Annotated in this window: 28 protein-coding genes; 5 read left to right on the top strand and 23 right to left on the bottom strand. The window is 69.8% G+C overall.

Going from position 1 to position 25,470, the window contains the following annotated elements; genetic code table 11:
* Positions 1-34: 34 nt before the first annotated feature.
* Positions 35-655 (bottom strand): TetR/AcrR family transcriptional regulator, encoded by a 621-nt coding sequence (locus tag OG579_RS17305; protein WP_045821765.1) that lies wholly within the window; start codon positions 653-655, stop codon positions 35-37.
* A gap of 77 nt (positions 656-732) precedes the next feature.
* Positions 733-1,941, bottom strand: a complete 1,209-nt coding sequence (locus OG579_RS17300; RefSeq protein ID WP_328856947.1) for an aminotransferase class I/II-fold pyridoxal phosphate-dependent enzyme — start codon at positions 1,939-1,941, stop codon at positions 733-735.
* 120 nt (positions 1,942-2,061) lie between these two features.
* On the opposite strand from OG579_RS17300, the gene OG579_RS17295 reads away from it, so the two are divergent.
* Positions 2,062-2,985, top strand: coding sequence for an alpha/beta hydrolase (locus OG579_RS17295; RefSeq protein ID WP_328856946.1), 924 nt, complete (start codon positions 2,062-2,064; stop codon positions 2,983-2,985).
* 11 nt (positions 2,986-2,996) lie between these two features.
* Here OG579_RS17295 and purD read toward each other — a convergent pair whose 3' ends face one another.
* Positions 2,997-4,256, bottom strand: coding sequence for a phosphoribosylamine--glycine ligase (purD, locus tag OG579_RS17290; RefSeq protein ID WP_328856945.1), 1,260 nt, complete (start codon positions 4,254-4,256; stop codon positions 2,997-2,999).
* A gap of 61 nt (positions 4,257-4,317) precedes the next feature.
* Positions 4,318-5,598 (bottom strand): low temperature requirement protein A, encoded by a 1,281-nt coding sequence (locus OG579_RS17285; RefSeq protein ID WP_328856944.1) that lies wholly within the window; start codon positions 5,596-5,598, stop codon positions 4,318-4,320.
* Between the two features lie 95 nt (positions 5,599-5,693).
* Here OG579_RS17285 and pip point away from each other — a divergent pair, with 95 nt between their 5' ends.
* On the top strand, positions 5,694-6,665 hold the full coding sequence (pip, locus tag OG579_RS17280) for a prolyl aminopeptidase (protein WP_328856943.1): 972 nt from the start codon (positions 5,694-5,696) through the stop codon (positions 6,663-6,665).
* Between the two features lie 13 nt (positions 6,666-6,678).
* On the opposite strand, the gene OG579_RS17275 is transcribed toward pip, so the two are convergent.
* The 10 genes from OG579_RS17275 to OG579_RS17230 form a co-directional block, all read right to left on the bottom strand.
* Positions 6,679-7,167, bottom strand: a complete 489-nt coding sequence (locus OG579_RS17275) for an FBP domain-containing protein (RefSeq protein ID WP_055786164.1) — start codon at positions 7,165-7,167, stop codon at positions 6,679-6,681.
* A 128-nt stretch (positions 7,168-7,295) separates the two neighbouring features.
* Positions 7,296-9,461 carry an ArnT family glycosyltransferase gene (locus OG579_RS17270; protein WP_328856942.1) on the bottom strand — a complete coding sequence of 722 codons (2,166 nt, stop codon included), beginning with the start codon at positions 9,459-9,461 and terminating at the stop codon, positions 7,296-7,298.
* On the bottom strand, positions 9,458-10,762 hold the full coding sequence (locus OG579_RS17265; protein ID WP_408068695.1) for a glycosyltransferase: 1,305 nt from the start codon (positions 10,760-10,762) through the stop codon (positions 9,458-9,460). The genes OG579_RS17270 and OG579_RS17265 overlap by 4 nt, the downstream gene beginning before the upstream one ends.
* A gap of 78 nt (positions 10,763-10,840) precedes the next feature.
* Entirely contained in the window at positions 10,841-11,647 is an 807-nt protein-coding gene (locus OG579_RS17260) for a hypothetical protein (protein ID WP_328856941.1), read from the bottom strand.
* Position 11,648: 1 nt separating this feature from the next.
* Positions 11,649-12,074: an HIT family protein gene (locus OG579_RS17255; RefSeq protein WP_328856940.1), complete on the bottom strand. Its 426-nt coding sequence runs from the start codon at positions 12,072-12,074 to the stop codon at positions 11,649-11,651.
* Between the two features lie 103 nt (positions 12,075-12,177).
* Positions 12,178-13,668 carry a sensor histidine kinase gene (locus OG579_RS17250; protein WP_328856939.1) on the bottom strand — a complete coding sequence of 497 codons (1,491 nt, stop codon included), beginning with the start codon at positions 13,666-13,668 and terminating at the stop codon, positions 12,178-12,180.
* Entirely contained in the window at positions 13,665-14,363 is a 699-nt protein-coding gene (locus tag OG579_RS17245) for a response regulator transcription factor (protein WP_045821838.1), read from the bottom strand. The genes OG579_RS17250 and OG579_RS17245 overlap by 4 nt, the downstream gene beginning before the upstream one ends.
* Positions 14,364-14,480: 117 nt before the next feature.
* Positions 14,481-15,020, bottom strand: coding sequence for a methylated-DNA--[protein]-cysteine S-methyltransferase (locus OG579_RS17240; RefSeq protein WP_328856938.1), 540 nt, complete (start codon positions 15,018-15,020; stop codon positions 14,481-14,483).
* A complete protein-coding gene (locus OG579_RS17235) occupies positions 15,017-16,204 on the bottom strand; it encodes a winged helix DNA-binding domain-containing protein (RefSeq protein WP_328856937.1) in 1,188 nt (395 codons plus the stop codon). The genes OG579_RS17240 and OG579_RS17235 overlap by 4 nt, the downstream gene beginning before the upstream one ends.
* A gap of 19 nt (positions 16,205-16,223) precedes the next feature.
* Positions 16,224-16,625 (bottom strand): RidA family protein, encoded by a 402-nt coding sequence (locus OG579_RS17230; RefSeq protein WP_328856936.1) that lies wholly within the window; start codon positions 16,623-16,625, stop codon positions 16,224-16,226.
* Between the two features lie 118 nt (positions 16,626-16,743).
* Here OG579_RS17230 and OG579_RS17225 point away from each other — a divergent pair, with 118 nt between their 5' ends.
* A complete protein-coding gene (locus OG579_RS17225; protein WP_045821747.1) occupies positions 16,744-17,601 on the top strand; it encodes a formate/nitrite transporter family protein in 858 nt (285 codons plus the stop codon).
* Between the two features lie 72 nt (positions 17,602-17,673).
* On the opposite strand, the gene OG579_RS17220 is transcribed toward OG579_RS17225, so the two are convergent.
* The 3 genes from OG579_RS17220 to OG579_RS17210 form a co-directional block, all read right to left on the bottom strand.
* The gene (locus OG579_RS17220; RefSeq protein WP_045821746.1) at positions 17,674-17,952 is read right to left on the bottom strand and encodes a LapA family protein; all 279 of its coding nucleotides are present in this window, start codon (positions 17,950-17,952) and stop codon (positions 17,674-17,676) included.
* 145 nt (positions 17,953-18,097) lie between these two features.
* A complete protein-coding gene (locus OG579_RS17215; protein WP_045821745.1) occupies positions 18,098-18,268 on the bottom strand; it encodes a CsbD family protein in 171 nt (56 codons plus the stop codon).
* A 121-nt stretch (positions 18,269-18,389) separates the two neighbouring features.
* Positions 18,390-19,460, bottom strand: a complete 1,071-nt coding sequence (locus OG579_RS17210; RefSeq protein WP_328856935.1) for an XdhC family protein — start codon at positions 19,458-19,460, stop codon at positions 18,390-18,392.
* A gap of 481 nt (positions 19,461-19,941) precedes the next feature.
* Here OG579_RS17210 and OG579_RS17205 point away from each other — a divergent pair, with 481 nt between their 5' ends.
* Together OG579_RS17205 and OG579_RS17200 are read left to right on the top strand one after the other, a co-directional pair.
* Positions 19,942-20,769 carry a tyrosine-type recombinase/integrase gene (locus tag OG579_RS17205; RefSeq protein ID WP_328856934.1) on the top strand — a complete coding sequence of 276 codons (828 nt, stop codon included), beginning with the start codon at positions 19,942-19,944 and terminating at the stop codon, positions 20,767-20,769.
* 60 nt (positions 20,770-20,829) lie between these two features.
* Positions 20,830-21,198, top strand: coding sequence for a DUF2510 domain-containing protein (locus OG579_RS17200; protein WP_328856933.1), 369 nt, complete (start codon positions 20,830-20,832; stop codon positions 21,196-21,198).
* Between the two features lie 3 nt (positions 21,199-21,201).
* Here the strand turns inward: OG579_RS17200 and OG579_RS17195 are convergent, their stop codons facing one another.
* Genes OG579_RS17195 through OG579_RS17170 form a run of 6 tightly spaced genes read right to left on the bottom strand, consistent with a single transcriptional unit; the run spans position 21,202 to position 25,409 of the window.
* Positions 21,202-22,047 carry a hypothetical protein gene (locus tag OG579_RS17195; RefSeq protein WP_328856932.1) on the bottom strand — a complete coding sequence of 282 codons (846 nt, stop codon included), beginning with the start codon at positions 22,045-22,047 and terminating at the stop codon, positions 21,202-21,204.
* Between the two features lie 50 nt (positions 22,048-22,097).
* Positions 22,098-22,748, bottom strand: coding sequence for a hypothetical protein (locus OG579_RS17190; RefSeq protein ID WP_328856931.1), 651 nt, complete (start codon positions 22,746-22,748; stop codon positions 22,098-22,100).
* Positions 22,745-23,173, bottom strand: coding sequence for a hypothetical protein (locus OG579_RS17185; protein WP_328856930.1), 429 nt, complete (start codon positions 23,171-23,173; stop codon positions 22,745-22,747). Before OG579_RS17185 ends, OG579_RS17190 begins: the two co-directional genes overlap by 4 nt.
* A complete protein-coding gene (locus OG579_RS17180; protein WP_328856929.1) occupies positions 23,170-23,793 on the bottom strand; it encodes a hypothetical protein in 624 nt (207 codons plus the stop codon). The genes OG579_RS17185 and OG579_RS17180 overlap by 4 nt, the downstream gene beginning before the upstream one ends.
* Positions 23,793-24,359, bottom strand: coding sequence for a hypothetical protein (locus OG579_RS17175; protein WP_328856928.1), 567 nt, complete (start codon positions 24,357-24,359; stop codon positions 23,793-23,795). Before OG579_RS17175 ends, OG579_RS17180 begins: the two co-directional genes overlap by 1 nt.
* A gap of 18 nt (positions 24,360-24,377) precedes the next feature.
* Positions 24,378-25,409 carry an LGFP repeat-containing protein gene (locus OG579_RS17170; protein ID WP_328856927.1) on the bottom strand — a complete coding sequence of 344 codons (1,032 nt, stop codon included), beginning with the start codon at positions 25,407-25,409 and terminating at the stop codon, positions 24,378-24,380.
* Positions 25,410-25,470: the final 61 nt, after the last annotated feature.

Here is a 25,470-nt window from a genome sequence, read left to right as displayed (position 1 = left end):
GCCGGCGGCGTTCACCGAACGGCGGGGGTCGAGTTCACCGACTGTTCAGTCGACGGTCGTCGGCGTGGACCGGCGCCAACACGTCGACGACGTCGCACAGCGCGATGCGCGTGACCTCCATGACGTCGTCGACCGAATCGGCGAGCGCCCCCACGACGGCGCCGTCGACCACGGCCATCAGCTGGTGGACCCGCTCGGGACTGCCCACCCGGCCGGACTTCTCGAGCACCTCGCAGTGCAGGCCGGCGAGGAGTTTGCGGCGGTTGGCGAGCACCGGCCGCAGCCGCGGGAACCGCGCGCAGAGCACGATCATCTCGTATCGCGTCGTCAGCTCGTCGCGGGTGGTGCCGTCGCCGACGAACACGTCGGCCAGCGCCTCGGCGGTCGCCTCGTGTCCGCGCCGGCGGCGGGTCAGCATCTCCGACCGCAGCCGGATCGCCTCCTCGTCGTGGTGACAGGCGAACGTGACGGCTTCCACGATGAGGTCTTCGAGGGACTCGAAGTAGTACGTCGTCGACGCCAGCGGCAGCCCCGCACGGTCGGCGACGGCGCGATGGCGCACCGCGTCGAAGCCGCCCTCGAGCAGGAGTTCTGCTGCGGCGGAGATCAATCGGGCACGCCGTCGCATTCCCTTGGGCGTGGCTGCCGACGTCATCCGATCATGCTGCCAAATGTGTGGTGCACGTCACCGTGTTTTGGCCGAAACGGCCCCACCCCCGGGCGGTGCTGCGATCAGCCCGCGTGCAGGCGCGAGGTCTCGAACACCGGGGTGAGCAACTCCAGGCCACGTTCGATCTCGGCGGTGGTGCCGGCGAAGCTCAGCCGCACGGTCCGGTTGCCCGAGCGGGTGTCGAAGTCGGCGCCGGGCGCCATCGCGACGCCGGTGTCGGCCAGCACCCGCGCGCACCACGACAGGGAGTCGTCGGTGACGTCGCCGATGTCGGCGTAGACGTAGAACGCGCCGTCGGGTGGGGCGATGTCGGTGACGCCGAGGGTGGCGAGACCGTCGAGCAGGACCGCACGGTTGGCGGCGTATCTCTCGACGTGCGAGTCGCATTCGGCGATCGACTCCGGGTCGAAGGCGGCGACGGCCGCCGCCTGCGACACCGCCGGCGGGCAGATGGTGAGGTTCGCGGTGAGGCGTTCGACCCCGCGCCGGTAGCGCTGCGGCACCAGCATCCATCCCAGGCGCCATCCGGTCATCGAGAAGTACTTCGACACCGACCCCATCACCACCGACTCCCGCGACGTCGCCCAGGCGCAGGACGTGGGGCCGGCGTACTCGATGCCGTGATAGATCTCGTCGGAGATCAGCAGCGTGCCGTGGTCGGCGCACCAGGTGGCCAGCGCGGCCAGATCGTGCGGGGTGATGACGGTACCGGTCGGGTTGGCGGGGCTGGCCACGATGAGTCCCGCGGGTGGGGAGTCGAGGGCGTCGAGCATCTCGACGGTGGGCACGAACCCGGTCGCGGCACCGCAGTCGAGTTCGACCACCTCGCACCCCAGGGCACGCAGGGAGTTGCGGTAGGCCGGATATCCCGGGCGGGCCATCGCGACGCGGTCCCCGACATCGAACGCGGCCAGGAAGATCAGCGTGAAGGCACCCGACGAGCCGGTGGTGACGACGACGTCGGCCGGGTCGACCTCGAGGCCGTACCGCGTCCGGTAGTGCCCGGCGATCGCGGTGCGCAGCGGCGCGATGCCGGCCGACTCGGTGTACCCGAGCACGTCGGTGGCCAGCGCCGAGCGCACCGCCCGCAGCACCGGCGCGGGGGCGGGTGTGGACGGCTGTCCTGCCGCCAGCGACACCACCTCGAGTCCTGCCGCGCGACGGGCGGCGCTGGCGGCGAGGACGTCCATCACGTGGAACATCGCGATGTCGGAGCGCTGCGAACCCCCGGCTCGCGCACTCCCCGCTCGAGAACTGCCTGGTGCGGACATGGCTCGACACTAACGTCGCGCGGGTTCACCGGTAGCCTGTGGAGTCGTTCGCCGACACCACGATGTCGGCGCGGGGGCCGAGACAGACCAGAGGTAGAGCAGAAGGGGACGACCGGGTTCATGACCGCACTCGATCGTCGTACGGTGCTGCGTGCCGCGCTGGGGATGTCGGCGTTGGCCGTCGGTGGTGCTCCGGTGCTCGCGGCCTGCGCCGACGACGACCGTGGCCGGATGGACCCGCGTCGCGCGGCCCAACCGCAACGGGAGGACGAGGTCTCACCGGAGTCGACGGTGCCGACATCGGTCGCCCCGAACGATCCGACGCTGATCACCGGCAGTTTTCGTTCGGTGAAGATGGCCGGCCGCGACACCCGCTGGGTGGTGGCGCGGCCGCCCGGCGTCACCGGTCTGTTGCCGGTGGTGCTGGTGCTGCACGCGCTCAACACCGACGAGCGCACCGCGTTCGACTCGAGTCTGCAGATGCACCGCTATCTCGCGCAGTCGGTGGCGGCGGGGACGGCGCCGTTCGCGCTGGCCGCTCCCGACACCGGGCGCAACTACTACCACCCTCGCCTCGACGGGGCCGATTCCGCGGCGATGATCATCGACGAGTTCCTCCCGATGCTCACCTCCGACACCTCGCTGGGCCTGCGCACCGACCGGATCGGCCTCTACGGATGGTCGATGGGTGGCTACGGCGCACTGCGGATCGGCGCCATCCTCGGCCCGCAGCGGGTGGCCGCGATCGCCGCGAGTTCGCCTGCGCTGTGGGGTGATCCGCGCACGTTCCCGCCACGCGCGTTCGACAACCCGCAGGACTACCAGGCGAACTCGATGTTCGGTGCGCAGAACGCGTTCGCGAAGATCCCGCTGCTCATCGACATCGGCGCGAGCGACCAGTTCTACCTCTACACACGCCAGTGGATGGCCGGCCTCCACCCGCCTGCGGCGTTCACCACCGCGCCCGGCGGGCACAACAATCGCTTCTGGCGCAGTGTTTTACCCGACCAGTTGGCGTTCCTCGGCCGCAACCTCGCGGCCTGATCCCCGGAGGTTCAGGTGGGGATGGTGATGCGACCCTCGAGCGCCGCCAGCCCGATGTCGGAACGGTGATGTGCCCCGGCCAGTTTCACACCCGCGAGTCGTTCATAGGCCTGCTTGCGCGCCTCGCCGAGGTCGGCGCCGGTGCCCACCACGCTCAGCACACGTCCCCCGCTGGAGATCACCGCACCGTCGGCGCCGAACGCGGTGCCCGCGTGGAGGACTCCCTCGGCGTCGCTGCCGGTGATCGGGTCGCCGGTGCGCGGCGACGCGGGGTAGTGCTCGGCGGCGACGACCACGGTGACCGCCGCACCGTCGCGCCACCGCAGGGGCGCGAGTGAGGCCAGCGCACCCGTCGCGGTCGCGTGCAGGGCCTCACCCAGCGGCGAATCGAGCAGCGCGAGGACGGCCTGGGTCTCGGGATCGCCGAAGCGACAGTTGAACTCGACGACAGCGGGACCGTCGGGCCCGATCGCAAGGCCCGCGTAGAGCAGCCCGCTGAACGGCGTTCCCCGCGTGGCCATCTCGGCCGCCACAGGCCGGACCACCTCGTCGACGATCTGCTCCACCACGCCGTCGGGCAACCACGGCAGCGGGGTGTAGGCACCCATCCCCCCGGTGTTGGGGCCGCGGTCGCCGTCGCCGACGCGCTTGTGGTCCTGCGCGGGCAGCAGCGGCACCACGTCGGTGCCGTCGACGAGACAGAACAGCGACACCTCGGGGCCGTCGAGGAACGATTCGAGCAGCACCGGGTGGCCGAGTTCGAGGAGATCGGCGGCGTGGGCGCGGGCGGCATCGCGGTCGGGCGAGACGACGACGCCCTTGCCGGCGGCCAGACCGTCGTCCTTGACCACCCAGGTGGGACCGAAGCGGTCGAGCGCGGCATCGAGGTGGGCGGGGGTGTCGACGATCTCGCTGTAGGCGGTGCGTACCCCGGCCGCCGCCATGACGTCCTTCGCGAACGCCTTCGAGCCCTCGATCTGCGCGGCGGCAGCCGAGGGACCGAACGTCGCGAAGCCGGCGGTACGCAGCGCATCGGCGACCCCCAGGACCAGCGGCACCTCGGGTCCGATGACCACCAGTTCGGCGTCGACCTCCGCGGCGAGGGAGACCACGGCCTCGCTCGAGGCGACATCGACCGCGTGGTTGGTGGCGAGTGCCGCGGTCCCGGCGTTACCGGGTGCCACGTGCAACGACGTCACCGACGGGTCGGCCGAGAGTCCCACCAGAAGCGCGTGTTCGCGGCCGCCGGATCCGATCACCAGTACTCGCACGAGCGGTGACTCTACCGGCCGCACCGTGGAGGGGCCCCGGGCCGACGCGTCCGGTACGCGCTCACCCGGCCACGCGGGCACGCAGCCGGTCGAGGGCCTCCGCACGATGCCGGGTGCCGATCAGCTCGTCGAGCACGACCACGCCCACCGGGGCGATCGCGGTGACGATCAGTGCGTAGACCACCTCGACACCGGCCGCGGCCAGCGCGACCGAGCCTCCGAGGACCGCGACCGCCCCGATCGCGAGCAGCACGTTGAGGACGTCGAACTCGACGAGATAGGAGTACGTGGCGGCGATGCCCGCGAGGTAGACACCCAGCGGGACCGCCACGCACGCGACCACGACGGCGGCCGACACGGTGGCCTCGTGTTCGAGATAGAGCGCCGCCACGTGCAGACCGGCACCGACGGCCGCGATGGCCATGAAGACGACGATGTGCGAGTAGCCCCAACCGAAACACTTGCTGCGCCGCAGTTCCAGCGCGTCACCGGTCGGCACCACGAAGTAGATCCACCACATGGCGAAGGTGGTGGCGACACCGGCCAGACCGAGCACCGCGGTCTCGACATCCCAGCCGTGCGAGTGGACCACCGCCTGCAGCGCGACGACCGTGCCGACGATACCCTCGCCGAGGGTGATGATCGCCAGCAGGCCGTAACGCTCGGCGATGTGGTGGGGGTGCCACGGGGTGGCCGGCTCGGAGTTGCGGGTCTCGGCGACGAACGGCCCCGCGAGTTCCAGGACGACGAGGCCCACGGTGGCGATCAGCGTCGGGACCAGGGTCATCTCCAGCACGATCACCAGCACCCAACCGATCTGCGCGATGAGGATCGCTGCGGCGTAGGTGAGGCATGTCCGCCGGTACTGCGGGCTCTGCAGCGCCGCCCGGACCCACTGGAACATCATGGCGACGCGCATCACGACATAGCCGAGGACGGCCACCCGGTTGTCGATGGTCCGCCCCTCGGCGACCGAGGTGAACACCGGCTCGATGCCGAGGGCGAGGATGAGGACGCCACCCATCTGCAGCATCGTGACCACGCGGAACACCCAGTCGTCGGTGTCGAAGGCCGAGGCGAACCAGGTGAAGTTGATCCACGCCCAGATGCTGGCGAAGGTCGCGAACAGGAATCCGATGAGGGCGGTCGTGTAGTCGCCCTCGGCGAGATAGTGGGCGAGCTCGGTGCCGGCCAGCGAGAACGCGACAACGAACGTGAGGTCGAAGAACAACTCGAGGTTGGTGGCGGTGCGGCCTTCCTCGTCGTGGGAGCGGCCGGTCATGCGCGTGACCCGGTGGGCCAGCGGGTTGCGCGCGGACGAGCCCGCGTCGGTGGCAGTCATGGCGACCTCTTCGCGCGATCGGGGACGAGACGGGTGGAATGGTACGTACCGGCCATTCCCCGTGCGCGACGGCGAGGGACCGTTAGGTTGGCTACATGCCTGCGTACCCGCCGACCGTTCCCCACGACCACGGCATGCTCGACGTCGGCGACGGCCAGCTCGTCTACTGGGAGAGCTGCGGCAACCCCGACGGCAAGCCGGCGCTGACGGTCCACGGTGGGCCGGGGTCGGGCTCCGCACCGGGGGCCGGGCGCAGTCTCGACCCGTCGAGGTACCGGATCATCAACGTCGATCAGCGCGGCTGCGGCCGGAGTCGACCGCACGCGAGCGACCCGTCGACGTCGCTGGAGACCAACACCACCTGGCATCTGGTCGCCGACATGGAGCGCGTGCGTGCGCATCTCGGCATCGAACGGTGGCTGCTGCACGGCGGATCGTGGGGGTCGACGCTGATCCTCGCCTACGCGCAGACCCACCCCGATCGGGTCACGCAGATCGTGATCCCGGCCGTCACCACCACCCGCAAGCGCGAGATCGACTGGCTCTACGGCGGTGTCGCGCGATACTTCCCCGAGGAATGGGATCGCTTCCGCGCCTCGGCGGGGGTGCCGACCCGCGAACCCGGCACTGCGCGAGTCGATCTCGTGCCGATCTACGACCGCCTCGTCAACGACCCCGACGAGGGTGTGCGCCTCGCGGCCGTCGACGCATGGTGTCGCTGGGAGGACACCGTCCTCTCGCTGGAACCGAACACCTCCGGCAACCAGTTCCGCGGCAGGCCGTCGGATGCCCGGATCGCTCTGGTGCGCATCTGCGCGCACTTCTTCTCCCACTACGGCTGGCTCGCCGAGGGCGCCCTCATCCGCGACGCCGGGAAGCTCGCCGGGATCCCCGGCGTGCTGGTGCACGGTCGTCACGATCTGGGGAGCCCCGTCGACACCGCCTTCGACCTCGCCGCCGCGTGGCCGGGATGCGTGCTGCACGTCGTCGACGACGGCGGCCACACCGGCTCGGAACAATTGGGCCGGCACCTCGTGGAGGCGCTCGACCGGTTCGCCTCGATGTGAGGTCGGATGCGGCTCAGTCGGAGACGCGCGCCACGAACGCGGCCAGGTTCTGACGGACGCGGTCGATCTTCGACTCGACGTCGAGATCCTCGCGGTACTGCTTGCCCAGTGCCGGCGTCTTCTTGCCGCGCGCGTAGAGCGAGCAGTCGAGGTCGCTGCAGATGTAGGTGCCCACGGTGTTGCCCTTGCGTCCGGCCTCGCCCGCCTTGCGCGCGGTCATCAGCGACACCCCGCCCGAGGGATGGGTGGTCAGGCAGATCTTGCACATCTGCGCCTTGCGCGAGCCCCCGGTCTCGTACCGCAGCGCCACCCCGACCAGGCCGTCGTCGCCGGGGGTCACCACATACGAGCGTCCGGCGTATGTGGGATCGACCCAGCCGAGGAAATCGATGTCCTCCCAGCGGGTCTCGGACAGATCGCGAGGCAGCACGATCCGCTTCATCTCGCCCTTCGTCGCGTTGACGAACGAGGCACGGATGTCGGAGTCGGTCACGGGTTCCACGGAGAGGCACCGTATGCGAGGCCCGACCGCCGGGCAACGGGATTTCGGTACCGCCGACGCGGGCCGAGTGGGCGGACGCAGGTGCCGGGGCACCCGCGTCGGCCTGGTCGACCCGCGTTCGACACTGGTCAGCCCTTCGGTGCGGTGAGGTCGTAGAGCGTCACCGAGCCGACCGTCTTCGCGGTGTAGTGCGCGGTGACCCACTCGCTGATGGCCGTGGCCGTCCCCTCGGCGTTCATGCCGCCACCCATCCGGCCACCACCGATGAAGTAGTGGATCTTCCCGTCGCGCACGTACTGCTGGAACTGCGCGAGCGTGGGCGACGGATCGCTGCCGTTGAACCCGCCGATCGGCATGACCGGCTTCTGCGTGGCGAGCTGATACCCCGACGCGGAGTTGGACCCGGTGGCCGCCGCGACCCAGGTGTAGTCCGAGGCGTGGTTCTCGAGCAGCTCGACCATCTCGGCCGTCGGCTTCGAGCCCTCGAGCAGACCGCCACCGGGACCGCCCATGCCGCCGAAGGCCTCGGCGCGCGCGGCCGTGCCGCCGCCCTGGTTCGCCGCGCCGGGGGTCATGCCGGGCGGCGTCTGACCACCCCGCACCTGACCTCCCGGAGTCTGACCGCCGGGGCCCTGGCCCTGGCCCTGACCACCGAAGCCACCGAAGGCGCCGGGGCCGAATGCGCCGCGTTGGCCGCCGCGACGTCCGCCCATGCCGCCCGGCCCGAACCCGCCCTTGACCTGCGGGCCGGCACTGATGATGGAGCCGCTCTTCGCGGTCGCGACGGTGTCGATCGCGTACGCCGTCGGTCCCGCGAGACCCATGACGATCGCCACCGCGGCGACCACCGCCGCGATCCGCGGGATGCGCGTGACGAGCACCCCGAGCGCGGCGAGCACCGCGAGAACCACCACGACGACCTTGAGCCACGGCACGAAGGCCGGCGAGCGGTTGAGCAGCACGAAGGACATGACGCCGGTGACGACCACTGCGGCGGCGAGCACCAGTCGCACCCAGAGTCGGTCGCGTTCACGCCAGCAGAGCACTCCCCCGGCGCCGATGAGTCCGGCGATCGCCGGAGCGAGCGCGACCGTGTAGTACGAGTGGAAGATGCCCGACATGTAGCTGAACGTGACCGCTGTCGTGAGCAGCCAGAGCAGCATGACCGCCACCAGGGCCCGCGTGGTGTTCGTGCGCGCCGCGCGTCCCGCCAGCACGAGGGCGGCGACACCGAGGATCAGCGCGGTGGGGATCAGCCACCCGATCTCTCCACCCTGTTCGGGCTGGAACATGCGGAAGAACCCGGTCTCGCCCCAGATGCCGCCGCGGCCACCCGGGCCGCCCGCGCCGCCGGGGAACCCGGCACCGAACGCACCCTGGGCGGCCTCCGACGTCGCGCGCCGTGCGCCGCCGCCGCCGGTGGAGCCGGTCTCGTTGCCGGTGAGTCGGCCGAAGCCGTTGTACCCGAACGTCAGCTCGAGGATCGAATTGTGTTGCGAGCCACCGATGTAGGGCCGCGAGTCCTTCGGCCACAGGGTGACCGCGAGAACCCACCAGCCGGCACTGACAGCCATTGCGGCCAGTGCGGCGACCAGGTGGCCGAGTCGCTTGATCCACGTGTGCTGTCCGAACGCGAGGTAGGTCAGGGCCAGCGGCGGGATCACCAGGAACACCTGCAGCTGCTTGGTGAGGAACCCGAATCCGACGAACACACCGGTGAGGATCATCCAGCGGATGCGGCCGTCCTCGATGGCCTTGAGCGTCGCCCACACCGCGGCGATCATCAGCAGCACCAGAAGTGCGTCGGGGTTGTTGAAGCGGAACATCAGGGCTGCAACGGGTGTCAGCGCCAGGGTGGCACCGGCGAGGAGGCCGGCCGTGGCTCCCACGTATTTCTTCACGATCAGGTACAGCAGGGCGACCGAGGCCACCCCCATGAGAACCTGGGGCACCAGGATGGACCACGAGTTCAGGCCGAAGATCCGGACCGCGATACCCGGGATCCACAGCGACATGGGCGGTTTGTCGACGGTGATGGAGTTGGCGGCGTCGGACGACCCGAAGAGCCACGCCTTCCACGACACCGACCCGGCCTGGATGGCGGCGGAGTAGAAGGAGTTGGCGTAGCCGTTGGCGGCCAGGTTCGACAGGTACAGCACGGCCGTGCCGACGAGCAGGACGGCGAGACCGATACGGTCGCGCACCACCGACGTGGGCCGACGCCCCCCGTCGGTGCGGGGGGCGTCGGTGACGTCGTCGGCGTGGGCCGAGGGGATGTCGGACAGGGTGCTCATGCGGTGGCTGCACTCTCGAGTTCGGTGGTCGGGTGCGCGGAGCGGAACACCCAGCGCAACGCGACGAAACGGGTCAGCGTGGCAACGAGATTGGCGACGATGAGGACGAGCAACTCGATGTGCTTGCCGGCGTCGGGGGCGAATGCGTGCAGCGCCCACAGCGATCCGGCGGTGAGTGCCCACCCGAACACGAACACCGCGATGCCCTGCATGTGGTGTCGTGCGGCGCCGTCGCGTCCCTTGATGCCGAAGGTGAACGCGCGATTGGCGGCGGTGTTGAACACCGCGGTGATCAGCAGGGCGGTGAAGTTGGCCGCCTGTGCGCCGATCAGCGAGTGCAGCAGGAGGTACAGCACGGCGTAGGCGACGGTCGAGATCACGCCGATCACCGCGAAGCGGACCAACTGACCGACCATGCCTCGCGGCACACCGGTCACCTGCGGGTCGTCGAAACGGTTGCGGCCGAGGCTGCGTCGCAGCTCCGCGACCGGGAGTTCACCCTGGGCCAGCGCGCGGCCGACCCGCCAGCAACCCTTGAGGTCCTCGGTCGCGGTCTTGACGATGTCGACCTTCGAGTTGGGGTCGTCGATCCAGTCGACGGGCACCTCGGCGATGCGCAGCCCGATGCGCTCGGCCAGCACCAGCAGCTCGGTGTCGAAGAACCAGCCGGTGTCGGCGACGTAGGGCAGGACCGCCCGCGCGACGTCGGCCCGCATGGCCTTGAAGCCGCACTGGGCATCGGAGAACTTCGCGCCCATGGTGGTCCGCAGGATGAGGTTGTAACTGCGCGAGATGAACTCACGCTTCGCTCCGCGGACCACCCGCGACGACCGCGACAGCCGTGACCCGATGGCGACGTCGGAATGACCCGACAGCAGTGGCGCCACCAACGGCATCAGCGCGTTGAGGTCGGTCGACAGGTCGACATCGCAGTAGGCGACGACGGCCGCGTCGCTCTCGCTCCACACCGCGTTCAGTGCCCGGCCGCGCCCCTTGGCGTCGAGGTGGACGATCCGGACGTTGTCCATCGTCTGCGCGAGCTCCACACCGACGGCCAGGGTCGAGTCGGTGCTGGCGTTGTCGGCGATCGTGATCCGCGCGGAGTACGGCACCCGGGTCCGCAGGTGCTCGGCGAGCCGCACGATGCAGGTCTCGAGGTCGGCTTCCTCGTTGTAGACCGGCACCACCACGTCGAGCTCGGGGGTCGGGTGGGTTCGGTCGACCACGACGGTCATCTCGGGGGCGCGAGTCGGCTCGGGAGACGTCGCGTCGCCCGACCGATCGATGGTGTCTGCTGTCATACAGGAGACTCTGATCGAGTCGGCTGGCTCGATTCTGCGGCCGACCTGTCAGCTTCCTGTGAGCGAGGGGTTTCCCGATCAGCCGGTGAAGAACAGGCGCAACGCCGGTTCGGGGTCCACCGCGGTTCCGATGTTGGCCGCGACCACCACTCCGAGTGCGAGTGTGGCCACCGCGAACACCACGGCCGACGCGCCCACCATCGGACGCCGCCGTCCGCCGCGGTCGGCCCTCCGGACGCGTCGGGTGGCCACGACGGCGACCGCCGCGAACGCGGCGACCACCACACCGAGGCTCACCGCGAGAACCGCGTGGTACCGACCGAAGTCGCTGATGAGGGTCGCCACCGCGGGATCGGTTGCCCCGCGCGACATCACACCGCCGGCAGCGGCTCGGGTCGACTCGTCGGGCAGCAGGCTCAGTGCCGAGGACAGCGGTGCGAGAGCGCCCTGCACGTTGGCGACGGCGAGCAACGAGGCGGCGACCACGGCGAGGCTGAGCGCCCCGCCGACCACCGCCCACCACACTCGTGCAGCACGGGTCGAGGTGGGTGCGGCCGTGGCGACGAGTCGGCGGCCCAGTGCCACCAGAGCCACAACCGCGGCGATCGCGAAGACGACCTTCACCCAGTGGTACTGCGACCAGTAGTCGGTGAGGTCGGCGAGCGGGCCGGACACGGTCGCCGCGTGGCTCCCGAGGAACCCGTCGACAGCACCGGTCGCCGCGACCGCGAGCCGGCGCCCACCGGTGATCCCGGCGCCATACGGGTCTCCCACCACGAAACTCGGGGCGATGACGAAACCCACGCCCGCCGCTGCCGCGACGGCCGCCCACACCGGAGCCGAGCCGCCGGCTCCGCGACGCCTGGCGTCGACCGCGTGCGCCACGTCAGTCGGCGACGTGCTCGGTGTGCCCCGCCGCCCGCAGCGCGGCGCGGATCCTCGCCGCGGCGTCGTCGAGGGCGGCCGGATCGGGGTCCTTCTCGGCCAGCGCGAGATCGAAGGTCTCGAGCGAGTGCGCGGGGAACACATGGATGTGCAGGTGCGGCACCTCGAGGCCGGCGATCAGCAGACCCATGCGCGGGGCGTCGAACGCGTCGCGCGTGGCCGCGCCGATGGTCTGCGACACCGCCGTGAGATGCGCGAACACACTCGGATCGACCTGCTCCCAGTGGTCGATCTCCTCCCGCGGTACCACCAGCACGTGGCCCGGGGTGACGGGGTTGATGGTGAGGAACGCGACGGCCGTGTCGTCCTTCCAGACGAAGCGTCCGGGGATGTCGCCGTTGATGATCATGCTGAACACGGTTGCCATGGCTCGATCGTAGGCGCGGCCATCGGCTGCTGAGATCGTCCCCCTGGGCGCCACCCGAGGGCAGATCGCCGTCGGACACCCGTCACGGGGACGATCTCGGCAGCTACTCCGCGCGGGGGATGCGGACGCGGAAGGTGGCGCCGCCGCCGGGGGTGTCGTCGACGCCGACGGTGCCGCCGTGGGCGTCGACCAGCGCGGCCACGATCGACAACCCGAGACCACTGCCCCCGACGCCGCCGTCCCGGTGTCGTGACGAGTCTCCGCGGAAGAATCGCTCGAAGACGCGGGCGCGGTCGGCCGGGGCCAGGCCGGGACCGGTGTCGACGACGGAGATGATCGCGTCGCGGTCGTCGGTGCCGATCTGCACGGTGATCGTCGCGTCGTCGGGGGTGTGTCGGATCACGTTGGTGATCAGGTTGCTCAGCACCTGCGACAACCGCGCCGCATCGCCCATCACCGCGGGGATGCCGGGCCCGCCGAGCACCTGCAGCGCGATCTCCCGCTCGGGCGCCATCGCGCGGGCGCTGTGCACCGAGTCCGACGCCAGCGACAACAGGTCGACCTGTGCGCGCTCGAGGGGCCGCTGGGCGTCGAGCCGCGCGAGCATCAACAGCTCCTCCACGAGCAGTCCCATCCGGCCGGCCTCGGTCTCGATCCGCGCCATCAACTGCCCGGTGTCGGTCATCGCGCCCTGGCGGTAGAGCTCGGAGAACCCGCGGATCGAGGTCAGCGGGGTGCGCAGTTCGTGGCTCGCGTCGGCGATGAACCGCCGCATCTTGTCCTCGGAGCTGCGCGCCTGCTCCTCCGACGCGGCCGTGGCGGCGAAGGCGTTCTGGATCTGGTGCAGCATCACGTTCAGTGAGGTGGCGAGCCTGCCGACCTCGGTGTTCGGTGGCGACGTCGGGACGCGCTGGTCGAGGTCCCCGCCGGCGATCTTCTCCGCGGTCTCCTCGACGCGCCGCAGGGGTCGCAGACTGGTCCGCACCAGGAGGTACCCGAGGCCGCCGACGACGACCACCACACCGAGCCCGACACCGAGTTGCAGCCAGATGAGGCGGGTGACGGTGTCGTCGACGTCGTTGAGCTTGATCGCGACGACCGAGGTGATGGACACGCCCGACGGATTGGTCGCGGTCACCTTCACCACGCGCCAGCGCACGTCGGATCCGGTCGCGCTGGCGACGGTGACCGGGTCGGTGGAGAAGCGTGAGAGGTCGGACAGGTCGGGGCTGCCGCCGACGTCGTTGACGGTGAACGTCGTCCCGTCGGAACGGATCAGCATCACGTAGTAGGGCGAGGGCGGCCGACGTTCGGTGGTAGGGCTGCCGCTCTGTCCGCTCTGGCCGAAGGGACCGAACGGGCCGCGGTCGTCGCCGTCACGCGGACGGGCCCACCCCTCGGCGGCACCGCGCAGACCGTTGTCGGTGCGGTCGATCAGGCGGTTCTCCAACGCCGACGTGACCGACACCCCCGACACCACGAGGCCGAGCGCGACCAGCACCAACATGAGCCCGACCAGCGAGACCCGGAGCGGGACACCGCGTTTACGGCGCGGGATCGGCGACTCGGGCGCGACCGGTGCGGGGTCGGTCATCGAGGTTCGCGCATCACGTACCCCACGCCCCGCAGGGTGTGGATGAGGCGTTTGTCGCCGGTGTCGACCTTGCGACGCAGATACGACACGTAGGACTCGACGACGTTGACCTCACCACCGAAATCGTAGTTCCACACGTGATCGAGGATCCGCGGCTTCGACAGCACGGTCCCCGCGTTGATCATGAAGTAGCGCAGCAGGGTGAACTCGGTGGGCGACAGCGACACCAGCTCGCCGTCCTTCCACACCTCGTGGGTGTCGTCGTCGAGTTCGATGTCGGCGAAGGAGATCCGCGTCGGCTCGGCGGGCTTCTCCCCGAAGCCGTTACGACGCAGGATCACCCGCAGTCGGGCGACGACCTCCTCGAGGCTGAACGGCTTGGTGACGTAGTCATCGCCGCCGATGGTGAGCCCGTTGATCTTGTCCTCCATCGAATCCCGCGCGGTGAGGAACAGTGCGGGGGCCTCGATCCCGTCGGCGCGCAGCCGACGCAGCAGTCCGAAGCCGTCCATGCCGGGCATCATCACGTCGAGCACCAGGGCGTCGGGGCGGAAGGTGCGTGCCTTGTCGAGGGCGGCGGGGCCGTTGGCGGCCGTCGCGACGTCGAAGTTCTGGAACTTCAACGACACCGACAACAGTTCGAGGATGTTCGGCTCGTCGTCGACGACGAGCACGCGGGCACCGGGATCAGTCATGGTGCCCACCTTCCGTGTACGCGCTGACATGGGGCTGGCAGAACCCTGGCAGGTTCCTGTGAGCCGATCCCACCCTCTCACGACGGAGATCGTCGCAGGTCGCAACGGCGCGAGCGGTCAGAACAGGGTGGGTTCGCCGAACCCCGCCACCCTCTCCGCCGCGAGGATACGACTCTTCGTGGCCGCACCGCCGGGCGCGGAGAACCCACCCACCTCGGTTCCGGCGCCGACGACGCGGTGGCACGGGATGATCACCGGGATCGGGTTGCGGCCCAGCGCGCGGCCGACCGCCTGCGCGGCGCCGGGTTGCCCGAGTCGGGATGCGACCGCTCCGTAGGTCAGGACCCGGCCGCGGGGGATGTCGCGGGTGATCGCGTAGACGCGGCGGTCGAAGTCGGGCAGGGCGTCGATGTCGACGGCCACCGCCGACAGGTCGACGTCGTCGCCGGCCATCAATCCCCGGATCCGATCGATCGTGTCGGCCACACCGGGATCGGGGTCTCCGGGCGCGGCGTCGAACGAGGCCAGATATCGCTCGATGTCGGCTCGGTCGTCCTCCGGGAGTGCCACCGCGACGATGGCGCCGGCGACGTCCCAGCACACCCCGCACACCCCGAGTGCGGTGTCGAACAACGCGAACCGCCGCGTCGAGGTCACCGCACGGCCTTCATGAACGGCGCCGGGTACCCCGGTTTCGGACGTGCGTCGCCGAGCCAGGCGGAGAGCTCGTCGGCGCGGGCCGACAACTCGGTCGTCGCGGCGCGCGGAAGCTTCTCCAGCGGGTGCAGTCCGACGCTGCCGTCGGGTCGGTGGAACCATCCGCCGACGATGCGGCCGTCCCACCAGATCGTCTGTCCCCCGTTGCCGTTGCGGTCGAACATGTGCTCGCCGTGGTCGCCGAGATACCAGCCACGGTCCTTCCACCCCATCGTCGCCGGGTCGAGTTCGGGGAGCAGGAATCCGCGCGGCGCCACGGGTTCGACATCGTCGAGATCGTCGGGGAGTACGTACCCGACACCTCCCCCGTCGAGATCGACCTCCACGGCGGCGAGGTCGGCCAGCGCCGCCCGCACCGACGCCTTCGTCGACCCGAGCCACCACACGATGTCGGTCTCGGTGCCCGGCCCGAAGGTGCGCAGCCATCGCGCGACCATCGCCCGGTGGCCCTCGGCGACCGACAGCTGCGGGAGCGGCTCGCCGAGCCAACGCTGCATCGACGACCACTGCGGACGGGACAGATGCCACCCCGCGGCGTTGGGGCCGCGGACGATGTCGCCGGCCGCGCTCATCATGTTCAGCACGCGCGGACCCATCGGCGCGGTACCGCCCCACGATCGGTCGGGGGCGATCTGCACGTGTCCGTCGAGTTCGGGCAGTCGCTTGCGCAGCTCGGTCGATGACGCCACCGAACCATCGGCCAGCGCGTCGACGACGGCGGCCCGCGCGGTGTCGATCCACCCCTCGGGGTCGTCGAAGTCGTTGCTGCGTCGGAGGTCCCGCAGCATGTTGGTGCGTTCCGACGCGGCGACGCGCGGACCCACCGCACCGACGGCGTCGGCGAGGCCGGCGCGGTCGAGGACGAACATGGTCCGGCGCATCGCGAGCTGTTTGACCAGCGAACGCTCGTCGTAGAGTGCGGAATCGAGCTGCTCGCGCACGAAACCCGGGAGTCGGGCCCAGAGCGACAGGTACATCGTGGGCGGGCACGTGGCGTGCAACCCGACGATCGACGAGACCGCATCGGTCACCGAGAACGCCTGTGGCACATCGTCGGTGAGCAGGTGGCGCCGCTGCAGGCGGGCACGACGCTGCGCGTCGTCGATGCGGGGCCGGGCGCTCATCGGTCGATCGGCGACGACGTCAGTGTGCGGCGACGACCGCGACGGCCTCGATCTCGACGAGTTGATCGTCGTGGGCGAGGACGGTGACGCCGAGCAGCGAGGCCGCCGGCTTGTGGTCACCGAACGCCGCGACCACGGCGTCCCACGCCACCGACAGGTCGGCCTGCAGTCCCTCGGCGACGAAGACGGTCACCTTCGCCACATCGGCGAGCGACGCACCGGCCTCGGTCAACACGGTGGTCAGGTTGTCCATGCACGCACGCGCCTGCGCCTGTACGTCGCCGGGCGCGATGGTGGCGCCGTCGACGTCGAGCGGTGCGATCCCGGCCGTGAACACCGTCGACCCCGGCGCTGCGACCGCGCTGTAGGAGAACCCACCGTCGTGGAGGGAATCGGAACCGTTCACGCGTATCTGCGACATGCGCGTCATCCTACGACCGGCACCGACCGGACAGGGGCGGGCGTAGGGTCGGCGGATCGCCTGTAGCCGTCGGGGTGTGTCGCCTTCGCGACCCCACCAACCGACGTCAGGACCGACGATGGCCGGACACGACGAACAGCGCAGCCCGAAACGACGTCGCGAGGACGAACGACGCGAGATCGGCCGCAACGACGGACCGCTCGAGAGCGAGCTCGAGGACAGCTTCGTCACCGTGGTGACCGAGGGCGCCGAACGCCTGCACCGCACCGTCCGCACCGTGGTGATCACCGGATTCTTCGGTGGCATCGAGGTGTCGCTGGGCATCATGGCGATGCTCGCTGTGCTCCACGAGACGGGCGACCACCTGTTGGCGGGGTTGGCGTTCTCGATCGGACTGATCGCGATCTTCCTCGCGCACAGCGAACTGTTCACCGAGGACTTCCTCATGCCGGTGGCCGCGGTCGTCACCCGCAACGGGTCGGTGCTGCAGCTCGCGCGGTTGTGGGTCGGCACGCTGCTGGCGAACCTGGTCGGCGGCTGGGTGATGATGTGGATCGTCACCCGGGCCTTCCCGGAATGGGACACCGTTCTCGCCGAGTCGGCCCATCATTTCGTCGACGCGCCGCTGTCGCTGCAGTCGATCTGTCTCGCCGTGCTCGGCGGGGCCACGATGACGCTGCTCACCCGCATGCAGCAGGGCACCACCTCCGACGTGGCGAAGATCGTCGCGGCGGTCGGGGCGGCGTTCCTCCTCGCCGGCCTCCAGCTGTTCCACTCGGTGCTCGACTCGCTCATCATCTTCGGCGCCATCACGACCGGCGGCGGCGTCACCTATGTCGACTGGCTGAACTGGTTCTGGTACACCACCGCGTTCAACATCATCGGCGGGATCGTCCTCGTCACGACCCTGCGCCTACTCCGCACGAAGGAGTTGGTGAACGCCGAACGCGACGACCCGTCACCGGCGGACGGCTGACCCTGAGAACGCCGAAACCCCGGCGGGACACCATGTCCTGGCCGGGGTTTCGGGCTGATCGAGAGGGTTCGGTCAGCGCAGCGCGCGACGGGCGCGGATCGCTCCACTGACGGTCAGTGCCACCACGGCACCGACGACGGCCGAACCGAGCAGCGCCACACCGACACCGAGGTCGAAGTCCCACGCGACGAACGAGATGGTGGTGTGCACCGTGTTCTGCAGGACGAACACGACGAGCGCGGCGACGAGGACGGTCGCGACGGCGAGCAGCATCTTCGATGCGGCGCCGAATCCGCGGCGGGCGGGGCGCTCGGTGGTGGTCGACGGGGTGCGGGTGGTGGTGGCGGTCATGACGTTGCCTTCTCTCGGTGGGAAAAGTGGTGGTGGTCAGGGCGGTTCGCGGTGGGCGATCACGCCCCGACCCGGTGGGCCGCCGCCGATCCGGGGGCGGCCCACCGTGGGGCTGTCGTGCACTGATCGATCGGTCACGAACGGATCAGGAGAGCTTGTCCTTGATGTTCTCGCCGACCTTCTTCACGCCGGCCGAACCCTGATCCTTCTTGCCCTCGGCCTCGAGATCCTTGTTGTCGGTGACGTCACCGACGACCTCCTTGGCCTTGCCGATCGCATCTTCGGCGGCGTTCTTGGCCTTGTCGACGATTCCCATGATGACTCCTCTTCTCGGTGCCGCAACGGGGTGTCGCGGTGTCAGGAGTGGAGTCGGGCGGGCTCCGAGGTTTGCACTCGGCCACGGGTGTGACGGTCGACACATGTCCTAAACGCGCAGGTCAGCGGTGTATCGGTCCGTCCAGCTCGGCCAGCGGACGGCCCGATCCGCCGCTGCGGGCGGCGACGATCGCGGCCGCGATGGACACCGCGGTCTCGTGCACGGTGTGCGCCCCGAGGTCCAGGCCGACGGGACTGTGCAGACGCGCCAGGTCGGTCGCCGGCACGCCGGCGTCGACGAGTCGGGCGAGGCGTTCGGTGTGGGTGCGGCGCGAGCCGAGCGCCCCCACGAAGGCGAAATGGTCGAGGGTGAGCGCGGCCGCGATCGCCGGGACGTCGAACGCATCGTCGTGGGTCATCACGCACACCACGGTGCGGTGATCGAGTCGCCCTGCCTCGTACTCGGCGCGCAGATAGCGATCGGGGCGGTCGACCACCACCTCGTGCGCTGCGGGGAATCGGTGGGCGACGGCGAAGGTGGCCCGCGCATCGACCACGGTCACGCGGTACCCGAGCAGACAGGCGACCTCGGCCAGTGCTCGCACGAAGTCGTTGGCGCCGGCCACCACCATGCGCGGCCGGGTGCCGAAGACGTGCACGAAGACCGGCGCACGGTCGCCGGCGACCTCCCCGCCGACCACTCCCGACGCCCCCGCGGCGACCATGGCCCGGGCGTCGGCATCGACCCGATCCCACGTGGTTTCGGTCGATCCGGTGGCCGACATGAGCGCGCGCCGGGTGTCGGTCCCTACGGTGGTCAGCAGAGCGCAGGCCTCGCCCGCCGCGAGACGCCCCGCGAGGTCGACGAGGATCGAGGCGTCGTCGACCCGCTCGACGAGCACCTCGATCTCGCCGCCGCAGGTGAGCCCGACCTTGAGTCCGAGCGCATCGGTCGCGTCGGGGCCGTACCGCTCGACGACAGCGGCGCCGGTCGCGAGGACGTCGCGCGCGGCGGCGAGCACCGCGGCCTCCACGCAGCCGGCGGAGACCGAGCCGACGATCGTGCCGTCGGAGGTGAGGACCATCGCCGAACCGACCGGTCGGGGCGAGGATCCGTGGGCGGCGATGATCCGCGCGAGCGCGACCGGACCCCGAGCGGCGGCGGCGCACAGTTCGTCGAGGATCTCGCGCATCACGTCATCGTCGTCGCCCCGACCGGGCGCGGCAACCGGGGCGCGAACGCTGTGCCCAGGAACGTTGGACACGAGCGGTTTCCGGGGGTGTTCGCGCCGCCGTGCGTGGGTAGTCTGCGGTGGCGATGTGCGGTGTGGCGATCGCCCGCGGTGGAGCCCCCTGTCGGGATTGAACCGACGACCTTTCGCTTACAAGGTCCGCCCGGTGGCCAGCGTCATCTCGTTCCCGGGGCCGCGCGACACCGACGACGAGCGGATCGCGGCATGAGTCGCCTGGCAGGGCGGAGAACCATTGCAGGTCATCTGTGCCCGTTCACCTGCGTCGATCGAGTCGTCGGTGAGGTCTCACAGTGCCACGTCGTGAGGTTGATCTCGCAGCGGTCGCGCAACGATTCCGCGCCAATAACGAACCCGCTCAAACGCCCGAATACGGTCGATCAGACTACGGGCAGGCAGGGCATCCATGGGTAATCAAATATGGATGACGTCGCCACTACTGAACGACTGGGCCAATCACATGCACGCTGAGGGCCGCGCCAATCGCACAGTGCGAGAGCGGATGATCCTGCTCGCGAAGCTCGAGCGCGACCTCGGGACCCCGGCGTTGGCGGCGACGCGCGAGCAACTGCGGGACTGGCTGGCCTCGCCCGAGATTGGGCAGTCGACGCGGAGTGTCTACCACTCGAATATCAACGCGTTCTACCTGTGGGCCGTCGACCAGGAGCTGCGGGACGACAACCCGCTGGCGAAGATTAAGCCGGCGCGGCGCCCGAAGCGGAAGCCCCGACCAATTGCCGTCGCGGACTACGAGCGCGCCCGCGATGCCGCTGGCCTCGAGATGCGGGCGATGCTGATGCTCATCACATTGGCCGGTTTGCGGGACGCGGAGATCGCGCGGTTCCAGTCTCGGCACATCGACATCTCCGGGGAGATCATCGAGGTGACGGGTAAGGGCGGGAACACCGAGATTGTCGACGCGCACCCCGATCTGCTGTTCATTGCCCGCAGGATGCCGCGGGGGTATTGGTTCCCGTCCAGTCATCCCGGCCATCGACACATCGGGGGGAGGACGGTGTGGGAACGAATGCGGTTGCATCTTCTGTCGTGCGGTGTGTTCGGTACCCCGCATCAGCTGCGCCACACGTTCGGGACGGAGCTGGTGCGGGGCGGCGCTGATCTACGAGTGGTGCAGGGGTTGATGCGTCACGCGAACCTCGAAACGACAGCGGGCTACACCGAGATCACCGACGGCCGGAAGCGGACTGCCATCCGAACGCTGCCCTCGAGTGTCGACGTTGATGTGATGTGAACGACCACGCGAACCGGTTAACTGACCTACCGTCGGACCCACACGAGCACGGAGGTCCGAGTGGGATTCACACGCAAGCTGATGTCGGTCACCTCGATGGGGCTGGTCGACTACCGGTCCGACAAGGAGCGCACCGCGGCCTACACCCGAGGTGTCCGCAAGCAGGCCCGGAAACAGACCAAGATCATGAAGAACCAGGCCGCCAACCCCGGCCCCACCTATGTCGCGCAGCCCGCCCCGACACACGGCGGCACCTGGCCACCGCCGGGAACCGCGATCCCTCAGCCGCCGGCCGCGGCGCCGAGCACCGCGCCCGCCGGGTCGGGATGGTTCCCCGACCAGAGCGACCCGTCGGTGCTCCGCTACTTCGACGGCACGTCGTGGACCGAGCACACCGCGCCGGCCAGCGCACCGCCCCCACCGCAGTAGCTGTCAGTCGCCGATCCAGAAGTAGCGCAGACGGTCCGGTCCGGCCGACCTCGACATCACCGTGATGTGGTCGATCATGATGCGCGCGATGTCGGCGCGGCGATCGGTCGGCAGCTGCTCCCACCACTCGACGACGTCGTCGACCTCGGGTAGGTCGGCGGTCACCGAGATGTGGTCGAGAGCCCGTTCGGCCTCGGTGACGACCTCGCGGGCAGCGGCCACTCCCCGATCAAACGCGACACGCGTCGACTCGAGACCACCGAACGTCTCGGCGAGATGAACCATCCGCTCGTGTGCCAGGTCGCGCTGCGACTCCCAGTGTTCCGGTGGCATCGACGTCGCCGCGGCCAGCGCCGACCGCCACCGGGCGTCCGACAGCCGCGCCACGATGCGGGCCTCGGCGTCGGCCTCGATGTGGGACTGGCGGACCGCGACGCGCCCGCACCCGCCGGCGGTGCACTTCATGTCCGGCGCTCGGTCGGAGAACCGTTGCATCCACATCGGCTCACCGCAGATACCGCACATCACCAGCCGCAGCAGCCAGGACGGTGTGCCGGTGTTCGTCGACGCAAACCGCGCCCGCTCGGGTGCCTGCAGCAGCTCGCCGAGGTCGTCGGCGACGTCCTGCTCGAGGATGGTGCCGGCGTTGCGGGTGGACAACAGTGCCCGCTTGATCGTCAGCGGCGCCCACTTCCCGGACCCGCTCGCAGTGGCCAGTCCGGTCTCGTTCGCAGCGGCTGCCAGGCTCCGCAGTGACGCCCCGTCCTTGATCGCCGCGGCCCATTCGCGGATCTGTTTGGCCTCGGCCTCGTCGACGACGCTGCCCGTCTGCCAGCCATACGCCCTCACACTGTGCCTGCCGCACTGTGCCACCGTTTCATGGTGGCGACACTACCCCGTCAGCTGAGCATGGCCAGGACGTCGTCACGCGCGGCCTCAACATAGGTGCGGTGATCGCCCGGCATCCGTTCAACGCCGTAGGCGGTGTGCCGGCCGGTGGCCGCGTACCGCCACACCGCCGACGCGCCCGCACCCGCGGGCCAAAGACCACCGAACGGTTGACGACGTCCGGTGACGAGGTCGGACACGAACCGCATCGGGTTGCTCCGCGACAGCGCGGTGATCGGGTCGTCGGGGATGGCGTACGACCGGACCCGTCCGGGCACCCACCGCTCACCGGCGATGCCCCACCGGTCGCGGCCGACGCCGTTGTTGCTGACCTGGCGGCGGTCGCGTAGCGGGTCGGCGAGGAGGACGACGCCGAGACAGTTCTGCAGATGGTCCGCGGCGACGGCGTGCCCGAGGAGGTAGGCGCCGAGTGAGTAGCCGGCGCCGACCCACGGCCCGTGGCGGTCGAGGTCGACGGCCATGCGGCGGCCCTGGGCGACGGACGCCGGCAGGGGTTGTGTTCCTAGTGGCGGGATCTCGGCGCGGTAGGCGGCCTCGACGACGTCGACGCCGGCGGGTAGGCCGTGGGTGAGGGGGCCGAGCATCCCGCCGTGCAGTGGTTCACCGGTGCCGCGGAACAGGATCAGGCGTGGGCGGGTCACTGGATCGGGTGGTCGGGTTGGCCGTGGTACTCGCGGATCCGCTTGCGGTCGGCTTCCCACTGGGTGTAGCTGGTGGGCGGCGTCAGCTCGATGTTCGCCTCGGCCAACGTGATCTCAGCCTGCCGCCACCACCTGCTGATATGGGCGATCCACGACGATTTGTCGGCGAGCTCGGTGACGAGGTCCTCGGTGCGCTCGTCGACGGCCTTGTCGACGAGGTCCTCCATCTGGCGTGCGCTGAGCGCCTCGACCGTCGATGACGCCGTCCGGTCGAGTCGACCCTGCCACCACCGCGCGGCCGCGCCGAGCACCGACGGCAGCCGGGCCGCGGCCTTGGAGAACAGGGCGGGCGATCCGAACAGCACGAACAGGATCACCGCGAGCCACCAGTTGTCGGTGTGCGGTATCGGCATGTCTGTGGTCACGTCCTCGCGGATGCGGCTACGACGAGCCGCCGCTCGTCGGAGTAGCCGATCGCGGCGATCCAGTAGCAGAGCCCGATCACGAAGAACAGGACCGGTGTTCGGATGCCGTCGATGAGCAGGAGTTCGTAGAACAGGGCAGCGAGTGCGATGGCGCCGGTGTACTGCAGCACGCGCACGGCGTCGGTCTGGCGCCATGCGCACCAGGTGATCGCGGCGATGAGGACGAGGACAGCGCCGACCATGACGGTCTCGACTTCCTCGAATTGCAGGGATCGGCGTTGCAGCGTTTGGTAGGTCAGCCCGATGGCTTGGGTGGTGTAGATCGCGCCGAGTGGGTGCAGGCCTGCGATCGCGACGCGGCGCCATCGTTGGATGAGACCTACCGCGAGGAGCGACGCGGCGAGCACGTGGAAAAGGCCCCACGCCCACAGCGGCATGGCCTGTTCGATGACGGTCAGGTTCACTGACAGCAACGCGGAGTCGCCCCGGAGGTAGTCGATGCCGCGGGTGAGCGGCTCAGCGCACCACAGCCCGAGCAGCGCCCAACGCGCCGACACCGGCAGCGACGGTGTCCACGTTCCCCGGCGCGGTACCGCGAGGTGGAGGCGGCCGGGGATCATCAGCCGCGGTAGGTGGCGCGGTGTCGGGCGATCGCAGACCCCGCAGCGTGCGCGAGGTCGCTGAGGGGGTCAGCGTAGGAGCTGTCCCATGGCAATCCTTTTTGCACGGCGAGTTCGAGGCCGTCGGTGACGTCATCGAGTGCGGTTGTGGCGATCGCTGTGTAGTTGGCGGGGTCGATATGCACGATCTGCGGGAGCGTGGATGCGGTACGGGTGGGGACTCGGAAGAACGCGAGAACGGTGCCCGCGAGGCCAGCGCCGTATCCGACCCATACGGCCCAGCCGGCGCCGTCGTAGACCACGGCGACGATCTGGCCCAGGCCGGTGATCGATCCGAGGAGCACGTAGACGAGCGCCATGAGTGGACGGGAGTTGATGGCGGCGAGGACAAGCACGGTGGCGGCGGTGACGGTCGTGATCAGTGCAGCTTCGATGCGGCCGTCGACGCCGCTGACGATCCCGGACCCGCCGATCACAACGACCGCGACGCCGTAGATCTGCTCTCGGGTGAGGGTGTTGGTGCTGGCCCGCAGCCACGCCAGGGCGGCAGCGAAGTATGTGGACATGCGATGTCTCCCGGGTGGTCAGGCGGTGGGGGCGTCGAGGATCTCGACAACCATCGACGGGTGGAAGACGGCGGTCCCGTGCTCGAACTTCTGCGAGCGGCCTCCGTCGTGGAACTGCTCGTCGCCGAGCGGGTAACCCAGGCGGGACTTCTCGGCCTTCTCCGACGCGTAGCGCTGCAGGATCTTCCCGGTCATCACCCCGCCGTCGGTGCCGAACTTGCGGTACACCGCGCCGCCCTGGAATGCCTGGATGGTGCCGGTTCCGGGATCGGTGTAGTGCCGCTCGATCGGGTAGCCCAGGGGGCCGGTCTCGTAGTTGACGCGACGCCAGACGTCCATCACGTCGCCGGGCACCGCGACAGCCCGGTCGCCAACCGCCTTGTTTGCCCGGACCTTGGGGTGCCAGTAGATGACTCCGTGCTCGCAGCGGACCATGCGGCCCTCCCTGTCGGGGAGCGGTAGCTCGCGGCCGTCGAGGCGCCTTCCGAGCCAGCTCGCGGCGCGCTTGTACTCGGCGTCGATTTCGTTGATCACCGGCCGCGGTGGGGCGACGTCACCGAGAACCGCGTCGAGGTACCAGAAATCGTGGAACAGCGGGTCGTTCCACGCGCGGGCGCCGTCGTAGTAGCGGACTCCGTCGCCCATCGATTCCCAGTCGACACCTCGCGACGAGAACGCGACGGCACCGCCGGGACGGTCGTTGCCGCGGACTGTGCACGCGGTGTGGGAGTACTCGCCGCCGCCGCCGTGCTGCAGACCGACAAGCATGAGCGCGTCGATGGGTGCGCCGCCGCGGGGCATCCGCTTGAACCCGAGCTTGTAGACGATGTCGTAGTCGAGTCGGAACGATTCGGTTGAGCCGTAGCGGTTTCCGACCCAGTCGGTGCGTCCGCCGAGGAACGCGGCGGACTGCAGCACCAGCCCGGAGCAGTCGGTCGACTGGCGAGGGTCGCGGGTGAAGGCTTGGCCGTAGCCGTAGTAGAGCCGGTCGCGTGCACGGCAGAAGGCGTCGAACTCGCGGTATGTCGCGGGTGTGACCTTGATGGACATGGCGCGGTCCTCCTGGACTGCTTCATGCCCGGCCCACGGCCAGCGGCGATGAGTTCAGAAT

It is taken from the genome of Williamsia herbipolensis, assembly GCF_036153515.1.
Taxonomy (GTDB): domain Bacteria; phylum Actinomycetota; class Actinomycetes; order Mycobacteriales; family Mycobacteriaceae; genus Williamsia_A; species Williamsia_A herbipolensis.
The sequence above is the reverse complement of the archived record's forward strand: the minus strand, read 5'-3'. Positions and strand labels throughout refer to the sequence as shown.